At 33.6% G+C, this 15,009-nt stretch carries 15 protein-coding genes; 11 read left to right on the top strand and 4 right to left on the bottom strand.

Annotation, left to right across the window (positions count from 1 at the left end; translation table 11 throughout):
* Positions 1-31: 31 nt before the first annotated feature.
* Positions 32-901: a peptide chain release factor N(5)-glutamine methyltransferase gene (gene prmC, locus ACRHNM_RS08060; RefSeq protein ID WP_431135430.1), complete on the bottom strand. Its 870-nt coding sequence runs from the start codon at positions 899-901 to the stop codon at positions 32-34.
* Positions 898-1,389 carry a GNAT family N-acetyltransferase gene (locus ACRHNM_RS08055; protein WP_431135428.1) on the bottom strand — a complete coding sequence of 164 codons (492 nt, stop codon included), beginning with the start codon at positions 1,387-1,389 and terminating at the stop codon, positions 898-900. Before ACRHNM_RS08055 ends, prmC begins: the two co-directional genes overlap by 4 nt.
* Positions 1,390-1,442: 53 nt before the next feature.
* Here ACRHNM_RS08055 and ACRHNM_RS08050 point away from each other — a divergent pair, with 53 nt between their 5' ends.
* Genes ACRHNM_RS08050 through ACRHNM_RS08030 form a run of 5 tightly spaced genes read left to right on the top strand, consistent with a single transcriptional unit; the run spans position 1,443 to position 4,988 of the window.
* Entirely contained in the window at positions 1,443-1,898 is a 456-nt protein-coding gene (locus ACRHNM_RS08050) for an LEA type 2 family protein (RefSeq protein ID WP_431135426.1), read from the top strand.
* Positions 1,899-2,903, top strand: coding sequence for a bifunctional diaminohydroxyphosphoribosylaminopyrimidine deaminase/5-amino-6-(5-phosphoribosylamino)uracil reductase RibD (ribD, locus tag ACRHNM_RS08045; protein ID WP_431135424.1), 1,005 nt, complete (start codon positions 1,899-1,901; stop codon positions 2,901-2,903).
* A complete protein-coding gene (locus ACRHNM_RS08040) occupies positions 2,890-3,507 on the top strand; it encodes an HAD family hydrolase (RefSeq protein ID WP_431135422.1) in 618 nt (205 codons plus the stop codon). Before ribD ends, ACRHNM_RS08040 begins: the two co-directional genes overlap by 14 nt.
* Complete coding sequence (locus tag ACRHNM_RS08035; RefSeq protein ID WP_431135420.1) at positions 3,504-4,367, top strand: EamA family transporter; 864 nt, start codon at positions 3,504-3,506, stop codon at positions 4,365-4,367. The genes ACRHNM_RS08040 and ACRHNM_RS08035 overlap by 4 nt, the downstream gene beginning before the upstream one ends.
* Positions 4,368-4,988: an IMPACT family protein gene (locus tag ACRHNM_RS08030; RefSeq protein WP_431135419.1), complete on the top strand. Its 621-nt coding sequence runs from the start codon at positions 4,368-4,370 to the stop codon at positions 4,986-4,988.
* On the opposite strand, the gene ACRHNM_RS08025 is transcribed toward ACRHNM_RS08030, so the two are convergent.
* Entirely contained in the window at positions 4,985-5,395 is a 411-nt protein-coding gene (locus tag ACRHNM_RS08025) for an acyl-CoA thioesterase (RefSeq protein WP_431135417.1), read from the bottom strand. The two genes, ACRHNM_RS08030 and ACRHNM_RS08025, sit on opposite strands and share 4 nt — an antisense overlap.
* Before the next feature lie 192 nt (positions 5,396-5,587).
* Here ACRHNM_RS08025 and dnaA point away from each other — a divergent pair, with 192 nt between their 5' ends.
* From dnaA to ACRHNM_RS07995, 6 genes are all read left to right on the top strand, one after another.
* On the top strand, positions 5,588-7,015 hold the full coding sequence (dnaA, locus tag ACRHNM_RS08020) for a chromosomal replication initiator protein DnaA (protein ID WP_431135415.1): 1,428 nt from the start codon (positions 5,588-5,590) through the stop codon (positions 7,013-7,015).
* Between the two features lie 11 nt (positions 7,016-7,026).
* Positions 7,027-7,491, top strand: coding sequence for a low molecular weight protein-tyrosine-phosphatase (locus tag ACRHNM_RS08015; RefSeq protein ID WP_431135413.1), 465 nt, complete (start codon positions 7,027-7,029; stop codon positions 7,489-7,491).
* A 70-nt stretch (positions 7,492-7,561) separates the two neighbouring features.
* Complete coding sequence (locus ACRHNM_RS08010) at positions 7,562-8,956, top strand: PQQ-dependent sugar dehydrogenase (protein ID WP_431135411.1); 1,395 nt, start codon at positions 7,562-7,564, stop codon at positions 8,954-8,956.
* 2 nt (positions 8,957-8,958) lie between these two features.
* Complete coding sequence (locus ACRHNM_RS08005) at positions 8,959-9,675, top strand: SAM-dependent methyltransferase (protein ID WP_431135409.1); 717 nt, start codon at positions 8,959-8,961, stop codon at positions 9,673-9,675.
* Between the two features lie 84 nt (positions 9,676-9,759).
* Positions 9,760-12,264 (top strand): PIG-L family deacetylase, encoded by a 2,505-nt coding sequence (locus ACRHNM_RS08000; RefSeq protein ID WP_431135408.1) that lies wholly within the window; start codon positions 9,760-9,762, stop codon positions 12,262-12,264.
* A 112-nt stretch (positions 12,265-12,376) separates the two neighbouring features.
* Positions 12,377-14,080, top strand: a complete 1,704-nt coding sequence (locus ACRHNM_RS07995; RefSeq protein WP_431135406.1) for a sodium:solute symporter — start codon at positions 12,377-12,379, stop codon at positions 14,078-14,080.
* A 69-nt stretch (positions 14,081-14,149) separates the two neighbouring features.
* Here ACRHNM_RS07995 and ACRHNM_RS07990 read toward each other — a convergent pair whose 3' ends face one another.
* Positions 14,150-14,998: a DUF2911 domain-containing protein gene (locus tag ACRHNM_RS07990; protein ID WP_431135404.1), complete on the bottom strand. Its 849-nt coding sequence runs from the start codon at positions 14,996-14,998 to the stop codon at positions 14,150-14,152.
* Positions 14,999-15,009 lie beyond the last annotated feature (11 nt).

Raw genomic sequence — 15,009 nt, 5'->3', positions numbered from 1 at the left:
ACTGCATCAAGTTCAGCATGACAAAACTCACCTATTTCATCCCTTTTATCATTCGATCCTTACCAAACATATCCTTTTTTAGTTCTATTGATTTAAAATCAAATGCTTCTAAAAGCTCAACCACCTCCTTTCCTAAATACTCGTTGATTTCAAAATATAACATTCCGCTAGGTTTGAGGTGTCTTTGTGCAAATTCGCAAATTGCTTTATAAAACTGTAACGGATTCTCATCATCAACAAATAAGGCTAAATGAGGTTCATTGTCAAGCACATTGGCTTTGATTTCTTTTTTTTCTAAATGTCTAACATAGGGAGGGTTTGAGACAATGCAATCAAAATTTTGAGATACTGAAGCAAGTTCAGTGTGATACGGATTTAAAATATTACCAGGAATAAACTCAACATGAGCAGTATTGAGTGCTGCATTTTGTTTTGCAACCACTAAGGCTTTTTCTGAAATATCTAAAGCACAAACCTCAGCTTCATGAATGTGTTTTGCTAAAGCAATTGCAATACAGCCAGAACCTGTTCCAATATCAAGAATATTAAGAGGCTTATCAAATTCACTAGAACTAAAATCGTGTATGATCAGTGCTACAAGTTCTTCAGTTTCTGGTCTTGGAATGAGAGTATGCTGATTAACTTTAAACGGCAAACCGTAAAATTCTGTTTCGCCTGTTATGTATTGTATAGGAGTATTGGTCTTTAAACGTTCTAACGCTTCTAAAAACAATGACTTTTGCTCACTGGTAATGGTATGATCAGGATTTAAAACCAATAAAATGCGTTGTAGTTCTAAGTAATGTTTTATCAAAATATTAAAAAAAGAATTGACTTCTTCTTTTCCGTAGATATCATCTAATACAGAGTGAAACTTATCAAGAATATTTTTTAATCTCATAATTTTTTTGTCATCCAGACACCGCATGAATAATGTCCTGTATTTCCTAAAGGTTCCGTTCTGTGTTCAAACCCGAAGTCTTCATAAATATGAATCGCAGCTTTTAATTGTGAGGCCGTTTCTAAGTAGCACATTTCAAAACCGAAATCTTTTGCAGATGCTAAGCATTTTTCAAATAATTTTTTTCCAAACCCTCTACCTCTTATTTTTGGCGAAAAATACATCTTTTGAAGCTCGCAAACATTAGCATCAATATCTTTAAGTTGCTTTATACCTGCTCCTCCTAAAACTTCATTACCATTAGCAACAACGAAATAAATTTCTCTATCACCTTGATAAGATTCATAAATAAAAGGTGTTTCAGCATCTTCATAAGCGGTACCTTTTAAGGGAATTTTAAATTCTGGAAAACAGCCTTTGATAACAGCTTCAATTTGAGGATTATCTTCTGGTCGAATTTCTCGAATAACAATAGTATCTTTGCTCACTTTAATATTCTATTTTTGCGCTGTGAAGATAGTACAAATCTAAAAATTCTTAAATGAAGCAACTTATAATCTTATTAACACTTATCATCTCTTTTACCTCTTGCTCTGTAAAAGAAAAGCCTGTGTTTTTAGGGATTGAAAATATTAAAGTTCTTGAATCTACAAGTAAAAAAATCATTTTAACTGCTGATGCTTTGTTTATGAATTCTAACGATATTGGAGGCGAATTGCAAACAGACGAAATCAAAGTATTTGTTAATGGCAATGAAATGGCTTCAATATCTACTAACTCTTTTGAAGTTCCTGCTAAACATGAATTCTCAATTCCTCTAACGACAAATATACCAACAGATAGCTTGTTTAGTAATAAAAATCTAAGTGGATTGCTAGGTAGTTTATTCAACAAAAAAATAGAGGTACAATACAAAGGAGATATTACATATAAAATCTTTGGATTTTCTCACTCGTATGCTATTGATGAAACCGAAAATATAAACCTAAAATTCTAGTTGACTACACACGAAATTTACATAAAACGCTGTATTGACATTGCTAAGAACGGATTGGGCTCTACAGCTCCAAACCCAATGGTAGGTAGTGTTATTGTTTGTAACGATAAAATTATAGGTGAAGGTTTTACAAGTGCTTATGGAGGTGATCACGCTGAAGTAAACGCAATTAATTCAGTTAAAAACAAAGCGCTACTTAAGCAAGCTACACTATACGTAACATTAGAACCATGTTCTCATTTTGGTAAGACACCTCCTTGTTCAGATTTAATTATTACCCATCAAATTCCGAATGTTGTGATTGGCTGTATTGATGATAATCTGTTAGTAGCCGGAAAAGGTGTCGAAAAACTTAAAAATGCTGGATGCAATGTTAGAGTTGGTGTTTTAGAAAACGAATGTAAAATCCATCACAAACGTTTTTTTACCTTCCACAATAAAAAAAGACCTTATCTTATATTGAAATGGGCTGAAACTAGCGATGGCTTTATTGCGCCATCAACAAAAAAGAAAAAGAAGCCTGTTTGGATTACCAATGCTTTTTCAAGACAGTTGGTACACAAATGGAGAAGTGAAGAACAAGCTATTCTGGTTGGAACTAATACCGTTTTAGAAGATAACCCGAGTCTGACCGTTAGAGATTGGTCAGGAAAACATCCAATTAGAGTTGTTATTGACAGACATCATAAACTACCTAGAGCACTTTCAGTGTTTGATGAATCAAGCAAAACAATTGTCATTTCTGAGAATGAAGTCGATTTCAAAACACCTTTAGGTCAAGAAATTTGTAACTACCTCTATTCAAAAAACATCAACTCAGTGATTATTGAAGGTGGTGCAAAAACCCTTCAAACTTTCATTGATGAAAACCTGTGGGATGAAGCTCGCATTTTTAAAGGAAAATCTGTTTTTAAAACAGGGACGAAAGCACCTCAATTTTCAGGAGAATTAATTTCAGAAGAACCAATTAATGACGATACATTAAAAATATATGTCAACAATTAAAACGATTATATTCGATTTTGGTGATGTTTTCATCAATTTAGACAAACATGGTGCCATGCAAAACGCACTCACTGTATTTGAATTAGAAGCCCTACCTGAAGACCTCATAGCAATAAATGCCCTGTATGAGCAAGGATTGATTTCTTCGGAAGAATTCATCACATTTTATACTGATAATTTTCCGAAGCTCTCAAAAAAAGACATTATTGATGCCTGGAATTTTATTTTAAAAGACTTCCCTCACGAGCGTTTAACATTTCTTCAGAAATTAAAAAAAGATAACACATACAAACTCTTATTATTGAGTAATACCAACGAGTTACATATCAATTGGATAAAAGAACACATTCCGTTTTATGAGGATTTTAAAGCCTGCTTTGACCAATTTTATTTATCTCATGAAATCAACTTGCGAAAACCAAATACAGATATTTACGAATTTGTCATCAAAGAAAATAATTTAAAAGCTGAAGAATGTTTGTTTATAGACGATACTAAAGACAATACTGACACGGCTTCAAAATTAGGAATTCACATTTGGAATATTGATGAAACCAAAGAAAATGTCACTGATTTATTTTTCATAAAAAAGAACTTGTTTTGATATACCTACTCTTAAGCATCACAGCTTCTACCCTAATATTTATCATTTTTAAACTATTAGATAAATTTAACATCAATACCCTTCAAGCCATTGTTGTGAATTACTTTGCTGCTTGTTTATTTGGTATATGGAGTTACGACGAACCTTTAAATATTGATAAAATAGTAAATTCGCAATGGCTCTTTGGTGCACTTGCGCTGGGTTTTCTTTTTATAGCTATTTTCAATGTTATGGCACTTACAGCACAGCGCAACGGGCTTTCAGTGGCATCAGTCGCTTCAAAAATGAGCGTGATTATCCCTGTAATTTTTGGAATTTATGTGTATCATGAAGGTATTGGCGTTCAAAAAATAATTGGAATAATTCTAGCTTTAGTAGCCGTGTTTCTCACCTCTGTCAAACCAAAAACAACAGACAACATTACTAAAGGTCTCTGGCTTCCAATTTTACTTTTTTTTGGTTCAGGAACTATAGATACTTCTATAAAATATCTCGAAACAACCTATGTCTCTGAAAATGGAATTCCAATTTTTTCAGCAACCATTTTTGCATTTGCTTTTATTATTGGCCTAGGTATTCTCTCCTTAAAATTATTAAAAAAGCCCGTTAAATTAACTATCAAGGCATTAATAGCAGGAAGCCTCTTAGGTATTGTCAACTACTTTTCCATTTACTACTTACTGAAAGCACTTAACCATGAAAGCCTAGAAAGTTCAACACTGTTTACGGTAAACAATGTTGCCATAGTTATGGTTTCAACTCTTTTAGGTCTTATCGTTTTTAAAGAAACCATCTCAAAAACAAATTGGTTTGGTATTGTATTGGCTGTAATTTCAATTGTATTAGTAACTTTGTCTTAAATGACAGAAAAAGACACGTATAAAACAATAACCAAAGCCTCTCCTGAAGTACTATTTAAAGATAAACATAGTAAGTTTTTTGGCTACGCCTTTCCTATTACGACTGAAGATGACGTTAAAACGCATATTGAAAACTTAAAAAAACAACATCATCAGGCAAGACACTGGTGTTATGCTTATCAAATAGGAAAATCTCAAAGCGAATTTAGTTTTAGAGCTAATGATGATGGTGAGCCAAACAATAGTGCAGGAATGCCTATTTACGGACAAATACAATCGTTTGAAGTTACTAATATTTTAATTGTTGTTGTCAGGTATTTTGGAGGTGTAAAATTAGGTGTAAGCGGACTTATCAATGCTTACAGAACTGGAGCTCAGATGGCTTTAGAAGCTTCGAAAATAATTACCAAAACGATTAATGTTGAATATGCCATCACTTTTGATTACAAGAACATGAATAAAGTCATGCGCATTGTAAAAGAAAAAAATCTAAATGTAATAAATCAAACTTTAGAATTAAGCTGTGAGCTAATCATTTCAGTAAGATTAAAAGAAGCTGCTACAGTTTTTGAAATATTTGATCGTCTGTACGAAATAAACATAAGAACTTTTAACGATTAAATTGACAGTTGGTCTAAAATATATTCTGGACATCTTGTAGGTCGATTCTTATGCATATCCATAAATACTAAAACTGTATTTCCTGTTGTTAAAATCTCATCTTTTTCATTTAAGATTTCATAATCAAATTCAATTTTTGCCGTAGGTTTTTTTACAAGTGTAGTTTTTACTTTAATCAGATCGTCATAACGCGCTGACTTTTTGTAATTTATAGACAAACTTATCACTGGCAACATAATTCCGTCTTGTTCCATTTGCCTGTAAGAAAAACCAATTTTACGTAACCACTCTGTTCTGCCTATCTCAAAATATTGTGCATAATTGCCATGATAAACGACACCCATTTGATCCGTTTCTCCATAGCGAACTCTAAACTGTATTTCGTCGGTTTTTGTAAGATTGGTCATTGTTATTGATATTTTTTTTGTAAATTCGATACCGATTTAAACATGAGAAAAAAATTCTAAAAAATCAACACCTTTTGATTTTTTTATTAAAAATTTTGTTCACATATTTGCCATGTAAAAATCAATCAGGAGAAACTCGGATTTCTCTTTTTTTTGCTGACTAACTAACAACACAAAAATTACACTTAGAGAATGGATGTAACTGCGCAATCGGTTTGGATTAATTGCTTGTCTTTTATTAAAGATAATATTCAACCTCAAGCCTACAAAACTTGGTTTGAGCCAATCAAAGCGGTTAAACTTTCTGATAACGCATTAAGTATTCAAGTACCTAGTAAATTTTTCTATGAGTGGCTTGAAGAACATTACGTGAAAATTCTCAAAGTCGCTTTAACAAAACAGTTAGGCGAAACAGCAAAACTGGTTTATGTTATCAAAATGGAAAACACCTATGGTAACAAACAACCGTTCACAGAAAAGATTCCTAGTTCTAATCGTGGCGCTATGAAATCTCAAGATGTCGATGTTCCTCTTAATAATAAAAATCCTGAATTAAAAAATCCGTTTATAATTCCTGGTATCAGGAACGTTAAGATTGAATCGCAACTAAACCCAAATTACAGTTTTGAAAATTTCTTAGAAGGTGATTCTAATAGATTAGCTAGAAATGCAGGATTAGCTGTTGCCAGTAAACCTGGAGGCACATCATTTAATCCGTTGTTAATTTTTGGAGGTGTCGGATTAGGAAAAACACATTTAGCACATGCTATAGGTGTTGATATAAAAGACAAATATCCTGAAAAAACTGTATTGTATATTTCTGCTGAAAAGTTTACCCAACAATACATAGACTCAGTTAAGAAGAATAATAGAAATGATTTCATTCACTTTTATCAAATCATTGACGTTTTAATTATTGATGATGTTCAGTTCTTATCTGGTAAATCTGGAACTCAAGATGTTTTCTTCCACATTTTCAATCATTTACACCAAAATGGCAAGCAGGTCATATTAACCAGTGATAAAGCTCCAGTTGATATGCAAGATATTGAACAACGCTTATTATCACGTTTTAAATGGGGACTTTCTGCCGAACTTCAAAGTCCAGACTTTGAAACCAGAGTGTCTATCCTAAAAAACAAATTATATCGTGATGGTGTAGAAATGCCCAATGATATTATTGAATATGTTGCAAAACACATCAAAACAAATGTTCGTGAACTTGAAGGCGCTATCATTTCTTTAATTGCTCAATCGTCATTTAATAAAAAGGAAATCACAGTTAATCTTGCTAAAGAAATCGTTGAAAAATTCGTAAAGAATACCAAGCGTGAAGTATCTATCGACTACATTCAAAAAGTTGTATCAGATTATTTCCAAATGGACGTTAGCACTCTTCAATCTAAAACTAGAAAAAGACACATTGTCCAAGCAAGACAATTAGCTATGTTTTTTGCTAAAAAATATACCAAAGCGTCATTAGCAAGTATAGGTTCACAAATTGGGAAACGAGATCACGCTACAGTTCTTCATGCTTGTAAAACTGTAGACAACTTGTCGTCTACCGATAAACAATTTAGAAAGTATGTAGAAGACCTTTCTAAGAAACTTTCTTTATAAATAATCACACCATGACACGTATTTTGATGGTTTGTTTAGGCAATATTTGTCGTTCACCATTAGCGCATGGTATTTTAGAATCAAAATTAGCAACCAATCAATTTTATGTAGATTCTGCAGGAACTGCCAATTATCATGTTGGCGAAGCTCCTGATCATCGCTCAATTGCTGTAGCAAAATCTCATGGTATTGATATTTCTCATCAACGTGGCAGACAATTTAAAGTGGCTGATTTTGATGCGTTTGACCACATCTTCACGATGGACGACTCGAACTATCGAAACGTAATAGCATTAGCCAGAAACACAAATGATATTGCCAAAGTACAATGTATTCTTGATGTAGATAAAACCATCAAACTTACACACGTTCCAGATCCGTATTATGGAGATATGTCAGATTTCAAACAGGTATTTCAACTGTTAGAAAAAGCATGTAACACCCTATCTCACAGTTTAGAAAATACTAGTTTATAGGAGTTTTCTGTAACCAATTATTTGTTTTTTCGTATTTTTAGACAATATAGAAGACTTAATATTATAAGCTATGAAAAAAATTACCCTATACTTAATGTGTGTAATATATGCATTTGGTTTTTCTCAAGACATCGAATTAGAAACGTTTGCTACCGGATTTTCAAGCCCTGTAAATGTAAAACATGCAGGTGATGATCGTTTATTTGTTGTTGAACAAGGTGGTGTTATCAAGATTTTAAATTCTGATGGTAGCACAAACTCAACCCCCTTTTTAGACATCGACTCACAAGTTTTTACCAGTGGAGAACGCGGATTACTTGCTATGGCGTTTCACCCAAATTATACTGTTAACGGTTACTTTTATGTGAATTACATCAATAATTCGGGAGATACCGTAATTTCAAGATTTACCAGAAACACAGCGAATACAGCAGATCCAACATCTGAAGTCATTTTATTAACCATATCTCAACCTTTTAGTAATCACAATGGTGGTGACATGCACTTTGGTCCAAATGATGGCTACCTTTATATTTCTACAGGAGATGGTGGCTCTGGAAATGATCCCGGAAATAGAGCTCAAAATTTAGGTTTATTATTAGGAAAAATGCTTCGTATTGATGTCGATGGAACAAGTAATGGAAATTATGGCATTCCTGCTGATAATCCGTTTATAAGCAATTCTACTGCCTTAGATGAAATTTGGTCTTATGGTTTAAGAAACCCTTTCAAGTTTTCTTTTGATCGCGACAATGGAGATATGTGGATTGCTGATGTTGGTCAAAGTGCTAAAGAGGAAATAAACAGAGTTCCTGCATCTAGTACTGGCGGAGAAAACTATGGCTGGAAATGTTACGAAGGGTCCATAATAGGAACTTTTGTGACTGGATGTAGCGAAATTACACACACACCTCCTGTTGCTGAATATGATTATGGAGGAAGCCCATTTAAATGTGCTATAACTGGTGGTTATAGATATAGAGGGTCTTTACAATCCAGTTTGGAAGGATTATACTTCTTTGCAGATTATTGCAGCGATCAAATTGGTGTTGTAGAGGAAACTTCTCCTGATGTATTTCAATTGACTTTTGAAGATCAATTCAGTGGTGGTTTTTCAGCTTTTGCAGAAGATGTTAATGGCGAATTGTTTGTTGTAGGATTAAACTCTGGAACCATTTCAAGAATCGTAGATGTAAATTTAAGTGTTGATGAAAACGTCTTAAAAAGTATTAAAATGTTTCCAAATCCTTCAGATACTGTTTTAAATTTTGATACAACAGGTAGCTCTGTCCAAATTAATTCCATTACATTTTATAATATTTTAGGCAAAACCATCAAAACGGTTTCAGGATTTACCAATCAAAACATATCAATCTCTACAAAAGATATGTCTAATGGTATGTATCTGGTTGAAATCTCAGACATTAATGGAAATAAGGATACTCGCAAACTCGTAGTGAATTAAGTATGAATACAGATTTTGGAAAACTCTATCTCATTCCAACCCGTCTTGGAGATACCCCTCCTTTAGAAGTGTTGCCTATTTCAGTAAAAAAAATAATTGAAGTCGTTGATGATTATATTGTTGAAAACGAAAAAACAGCAAGACGGTTCATAAAAAAAGTAGACTCAAGAAAGCAACAATCTACACTAAAATTTGAACTATTAAACAAATACACACAACCTGAAGACATTATTCATTTTCTTGATTCCTGCAAAAAAGGAAAACCAATGGGACTCCTCTCTGAAGCTGGTTGCCCAGGAATAGCAGATCCTGGTGCTGATGTTGTAAAATTAGCTCATGAAAACGATATTCAAGTGGTTCCTCTGGTAGGCCCTTCTTCAATTGTTCTGGCTTTAATGAGTTCTGGAATGAATGGTCAAAGTTTTGCTTTCAATGGATATATTCCTATTGATAAAAATGAACGAAAAGCGACTCTAAAAAAAATGGAACGCATATCATTTGAACAAAATCAAACACAACTTTTTATTGAAACCCCTTACCGAAATAACAAAATTATAGAAGACATCTGTAATGCACTGCATCCTCAGACAAGAGTTTGCATAGCATGCGACCTTACCTTACCTACAGAATTTATTAAAACTTTAACCGTTAAAGAATGGAGGCATGTCAATATAGATTTGCATAAGCGTCCTGCTATTTTTGTGATTCACAAAGACTAATTTTTATTAAGTTAAAGAAACATTAAAACAAACCACTACCCTAGATTACTTTGCTATATTTGATTTTTAGCTAACTGATCTATTATGCGAAGATATTTACATCTTATAGTTTTTTTAATACTTACTTCATCTTTAACACTTGCACAACAACCTAAAAAACCTACATCTTCAGAGATTTTTGAGTCCATAAAAAAATTAAATTTTTTAGGTTCTGTATTATACGTTGCTGCACATCCTGATGACGAAAACACGCGACTTATCTCTTACATGTCTAATGAAATTAAGGCCAGAACAGCTTACCTTTCATTAACCAGAGGTGATGGTGGTCAAAACCTGGTTGGTCCAGAAATAAGAGAATTATTAGGCGTCATCAGAACTCAAGAATTATTAGCTGCAAGACGAACCGATGGTGGAGAACAATTATTTACGAGAGCCAATGATTTTGGTTATTCAAAGCATCCAGAAGAAACACTTGCCATCTGGAATAAAGAAGAAGTTTTAAGTGACGTTGTATTAGCGATACGAAAATTTAAACCAGACGTAATTATCAATAGGTTTGATCACAGAAGTCCTGGTTCTACCCATGGTCACCATACGAGTTCAGCTATGTTAAGTATTGAAGCCTTTGATTTGGTTGGCGACAAAAATTCGTATCCTAAACAATTATCGTCTGTTGATACCTGGCAACCAAAACGATTATTTTTTAATACATCATGGTGGTTTTACGGAAGTCAGGAAAATTTTGAAAAAGCAGACAAAACCAATTTATTACAAATAGATACTGGCGTGTATTTTCCAAGCAGTGGTTTAAGTAACCCTGAAATTGCAGCACTAAGCAGAAGTCAGCATAAATCTCAAGGGTTTGGCAGCACAGGAAGTCGTGGAAGTCAAATTGAATACATCGAATTAATTAAGGGTGATTTACCTGTTAATAAAGACAATCTATTTGAAGGCATTGATACCTCTTGGAATAGAGTTGAAGGTGGAAAAGTTATTGGTGACATTTTGCATGCCGTTCAAAATCAATATGATTTCAAAAACCCTTCAGCTTCAATTCCTGAACTGTTAAGAGCTTACAAAGCCATACAAGATTTAAACGATACGCATTGGAAAACCATTAAAACAAATGAAATTAAAGGTATCATAGCGGCTTGCGCTGGATTATATCTCGAAGCATCATCTAACACAAACCATACAGCTGCTGGTTCAAGTGTAGATTTAAACATAGAAGTTATAAACAGAAGCAATTCTGATATTACATTGAATACTATCATCAATCCAAACGGAATTCAAATTGATAAACATTTAAAGTTAGATAACAATACAAGCTACGAATTTAAAGAAACACTTAAAATTAATAACAATCAAGATGTTTCAACACCTTACTGGCTTACTAAAAAAGGAAGCTTAGGCATGTATACTGTCACAGATAAAAGCCTTATCGGTAAACCTGAAAGACCAAGTGCATTGAATGTTACTTTTAATCTGAATATTGAAAGTGTGAACATATCCTATACAAAACCTATCGTTTACAAAACAAATGATCCAGTAAAAGGAGAAGTTTACAAACCTTTTGAAATTATTCCTGAAGCTTCAGCAAAAATTTCAGAACGTGTCATTATTTTAGACGCTGATGCACCACGTGAAATTGAAATAATTGTTAAAGCTGGACGTAACAATCTGGAAGGCTATATCCAAATAGAACATCCAGATGACTGGAGTGTTTTTCCTCAAAAACAAAAAATCAGTATCGCTAACAGAGGCCAAGAACAACCTCTAACCTTTACTGTTATTCCTCCTAAAACACAAAGTGAAGGCTTTTTAAAACCTGTGGTTCATGTAGGAGAACAGGTGTATTCTAAGGAATTAATTGAGATTGATTATGACCATATTCCATTTCAAACAGTCTTATTACCTAGTGAAAGTAAAATTGTACGGTTAGACATTCAAAAACGCGGTAAAAATATCGGTTATATCGAAGGTGCTGGAGATGTTGTACCCGAAAGTTTAAGACAAATTGGATACAACGTAACCATTATTAAACCTGAAGATATCTCCTCAGAAACCTTGAATCGTTTTGACGCTATTGTTTTAGGGATTAGAGCTTATAACACGGTTGAGGCCTTAAAATTTAAACAGCAGCTACTTTTTGATTATGTGGCTCAAGGTGGAAATATGATTGTGCAATACAATACAAATCGCAGATTGATTGTAGATAACATTGCTCCTTATGATTTAAAATTGTCAAGAGATCGCGTAACTGATGAATTTGCTGAAGTGACCTTACTGGCTTCAAACCATGAAATTTTAAACTACCCAAATAAAATCACAACCAAAGATTTTGAAGGATGGACTCAAGAACGTGGTTTGTATTTTCCAGATCAATGGGCAGATGAATTTACGCCTGTTCTTTCAATGCATGATAAAGATGAAACTCCAAAATCTGGAAGTTTATTAGTCGCCAAATATGGAAAAGGACATTACATATACACAGGTTTAAGCTTCTTTAGGGAATTTCCTGCAGGTGTTTCTGGAGCTTATCGCTTATTTGCCAACATGTTATCTTTAGGAAAAAACAATATCAACTAATATAAATAACAACCCATGGAAAAGTATAAATGGAATCGAATGTACACACTTGTACTTCTTGCTAATGTCATTTACATCATTGCATTTTACTTCATAACCAAAGCCTTTTAAAATGCAAACATTAGATTGGATTGTACTTATCAGTACGTTGTTACTTATTGTTGTCTATGGAACCTACCAGTCTCGTGGTAGTAAAAATGTAAAAGATTATCTAAAAGGTGGCAACACGTCAAAATGGTGGACCATTGGATTGTCTGTCATGGCAACACAAGCCAGTGCTATTACATTTCTGTCTACACCTGGACAAGCCTTTAATGACGGAATGGGATTTGTACAATTTTACTTTGGCTTACCCATTGCCATGGTCGTGATTTGTATGGTGTTTATTCCTTTATACCATCGATTAAAAGTTTATACAGCTTATGAGTTTCTTGAAAACAGATTTGATTTAAAAACCAGAACACTTACAGCTATTTTATTTTTAATTCAACGCGGATTAGCAGCTGGTATAACCATTTTTGCTCCTGCTATTATTCTCTCAGCTGTTTTAGGATGGAATTTACTTCTACTAAATATCATTATAGGTGTTTTGGTAATTATTTACACCGTTTCTGGTGGTACTAAAGCTGTAAATGTGACTCAAAAACATCAAATGGTCGTTATTTTCACAGGAATGATTATTGCTTTTGTTCTAATTATCAGTAAACTTCCTGCAGATATTACGTTTTCAAAAGCATTACATATAGCTGGAGCAAGCGGAAAAATGGAAGTTTTGGATTTTTCATTCAATTTAAACAATCGATATACAGTTTGGAGCGGTCTTATTGGTGGAACCTTCTTAATGTTATCTTACTTCGGAACAGATCAAAGTCAGGTGCAACGTTATTTATCTGGAAAGTCTTTAAAGGAAATGCAAATAGGCATGATGTTTAACGGACTTTTAAAAGTGCCAATGCAATTTTTTATTTTAATGGTTGGTGTGATGGTGTTTGTGTTTTACCAATTTAATCAGGCTCCTGTTAACTTTAACCCAACTGCAACTGATGTGGTTTTAAATTCTGAATATGCTCAAGAATACAAAACAATTCAGAAACAACAACAATTAATATTTGAAGATAAGCAAGTACTCATTAGTGCGTTTGTGCAATCAAAAGATAAAGACCTTTCAAAAGAAATTGCGGCTTTAAACGCCTCTAACGATAAGCTTCGGGCAGATGCCAGAGAATTAATAGAAAAAGCTGGAGACGCGCAAAACTTAAAGGTAGAAAGCAACGATAAAGATTATGTATTTATACACTTCATTTTAAACAATCTACCCAGAGGTTTAATTGGCTTGTTACTAGCCGTAATTTTAAGCGCAGCCATGTCTAGCACATCAAGTGAATTAAATGCGCTAGCTAGCACAACCACTATGGATTTGTACAAAAGAAACATGCCTGAAAAATCAGAAACCGAAATGGTTAAAGTATCGAGGTGGTTTACCTTAGGTTGGGGAATTGTAGCTATTGGAGTTGCTTGTGTGGCTAATCTCGCTGAAAACTTAATTCAACTCGTCAATATTATCGGCTCTATTTTCTATGGAAATGTCCTCGGTATATTTTTACTGGGATTCTTTTTCAAATATGTAAAAGGTAATGCAGTATTTACAGCTGCTTTAATCACTCAAATTCTGGTTATAGCCTTATTTTTATTAAATCAATATGAGGTCATCAACCTTCCATTTCTTTGGTTAAACTTCGTAGGTTGCGTCATTGTAATTGGTATTGCTTTTATAATTCAAAGTATAAACAGAAACACCTCGTTACCTGAAGCTTAAGCCACAAATTAAAATAAAAAAGACCTTTTGAAATTTCAAAAGGTCTTTTTTATGATTATAAGTCAACAATTACAGTGCTCCCCATTCTTTTAGAGAGTCCATATTCATCTTTACATAATCATCATTCTTTGCTTCTTTAGCTCCAGCCATAGATGCTTTGGCAGCAGCAATTGCTTTATCTTTATTTCCAGCTTTAGCATGAATTAAAGATTGTTGACGCAACCACCAAAAACGCGGTTCATCTTTTGTCATATCAATTGCTTTATCAATCCATTGAACAGCTTGTTTGATGTCTTTGTCTGCTTCTAAGTAATATCGCGCAGCAGCATAATAATCGTCTGCTCCTGGACCAGCCATTGCTTTATCTATAGAAGCCGTAACTACTTTATCCGTTGGCACTTCAAACTTAACTCCTACATAAACATCAGACCACATCATACCAAGAACAGCAGAGTCACTTGCTAAATCATCAAATGAAATAGTAAATGTTTCAATTTTCATTGGTAACGGATATACTTCTGCAGTAACTTTTGCAGCGACTTTAGTTTCATCCCACTCTCTTGGAGCTCCCCAATTTTCAGTATCTGAATAAAAAACAACATCCCAAGATTTTTCTGAAGGTGTTACAAAAATAGCATAAGAGCCAGCTTTAAGCGTTTTGCCTTCAACCGTAACATCATCACTGAAGGTAATCATCGTATTCTTGTTTGCTCCAGTTCTCCAAAGCTTATTGTATGGGACTAAATCTCCAAAAATCGTACGACCTCTCATGTTTGGTCTGGAATATTCTAAAGACACATCTGTCAATCCAACTTTTTGTTCCATTTTTGAGAACGGACTAGGTTGTGGTGTTTCAATTTGAGCATTCACGCTAAAAGACATTGTAAATACTGCAAAAACTAGTAATAATTTTTTCATAGTTTTAGATT

Source organism: Psychroserpens mesophilus, from assembly GCF_050617655.1.
GTDB lineage: Bacteria > Bacteroidota > Bacteroidia > Flavobacteriales > Flavobacteriaceae > Psychroserpens > Psychroserpens mesophilus_A.
The sequence above is the reverse complement of the archived record's forward strand: the minus strand, read 5'-3'. Positions and strand labels throughout refer to the sequence as shown.

Coding starts and splice junctions, on each gene's coding strand:
- prmC (WP_431135430.1), bottom strand. CDS start 901: ATGAGATTAAAAAATATTCTTGATAAGTTTCACTCTGTATTAGATGAT.
- ACRHNM_RS08050 (WP_431135426.1), top strand. CDS start 1,443: ATGAAGCAACTTATAATCTTATTAACACTTATCATCTCTTTTACCTCT.
- ACRHNM_RS08040 (WP_431135422.1), top strand. CDS start 2,890: ATGTCAACAATTAAAACGATTATATTCGATTTTGGTGATGTTTTCATC.
- ACRHNM_RS08030 (WP_431135419.1), top strand. CDS start 4,368: ATGACAGAAAAAGACACGTATAAAACAATAACCAAAGCCTCTCCTGAA.
- ACRHNM_RS08025 (WP_431135417.1), bottom strand. CDS start 5,395: ATGACCAATCTTACAAAAACCGACGAAATACAGTTTAGAGTTCGCTAT.
- dnaA (WP_431135415.1), top strand. CDS start 5,588: ATGGATGTAACTGCGCAATCGGTTTGGATTAATTGCTTGTCTTTTATT.
- ACRHNM_RS08015 (WP_431135413.1), top strand. CDS start 7,027: ATGACACGTATTTTGATGGTTTGTTTAGGCAATATTTGTCGTTCACCA.
- ACRHNM_RS08010 (WP_431135411.1), top strand. CDS start 7,562: ATGAAAAAAATTACCCTATACTTAATGTGTGTAATATATGCATTTGGT.
- ACRHNM_RS08005 (WP_431135409.1), top strand. CDS start 8,959: ATGAATACAGATTTTGGAAAACTCTATCTCATTCCAACCCGTCTTGGA.
- ACRHNM_RS08000 (WP_431135408.1), top strand. CDS start 9,760: ATGCGAAGATATTTACATCTTATAGTTTTTTTAATACTTACTTCATCT.
- ACRHNM_RS07995 (WP_431135406.1), top strand. CDS start 12,377: ATGCAAACATTAGATTGGATTGTACTTATCAGTACGTTGTTACTTATT.
- ACRHNM_RS07990 (WP_431135404.1), bottom strand. CDS start 14,998: ATGAAAAAATTATTACTAGTTTTTGCAGTATTTACAATGTCTTTTAGC.